Origin of the sequence: Dankookia rubra (assembly GCF_004355005.1) — a bacterium.
GTDB classification, from domain to species: Bacteria; Pseudomonadota; Alphaproteobacteria; order Acetobacterales; family Acetobacteraceae; genus Paracraurococcus; species Paracraurococcus ruber_A.
Genome location: NZ_SMSJ01000408.1, coordinates 1 through 264 on the forward strand (window position 1 = coordinate 1; position 264 = coordinate 264).

Below are 264 nucleotides of genomic sequence, written 5' to 3' on the forward strand. Positions count from 1 at the left end.
TCGATCGCCACGCCGGCGACCGCGGCCGGGGCCGCCTGGCCGGGCGCGGCCGGGACTGCCTGGCCGGGCGCGGCCGGGACTGCCTGGCCGGGCGCCAGGTGCCGCACCCGCCAGCCGGCCGCGGCCAGGGCCGCGCCCTCCTTTCGCACCACGCGGATGTCGTCCGGCGGATGCGCCGCCGAGAGCAGCAGGACGAGCGGCGGCCCGGCCCCCGGCGCCGGGGGCGCGGCAGCCCCGGGCCGCTGCGCCGCGATCGGCGTCGCC

General features: G+C 84.8%; 1 protein-coding gene. It reads right to left on the reverse strand.

What is annotated here, in order from left to right:
- On the reverse strand, window positions 1-264 hold a 264-nt coding region (locus E2C06_RS37130; RefSeq protein ID WP_206664870.1), incomplete at both ends, for a hypothetical protein.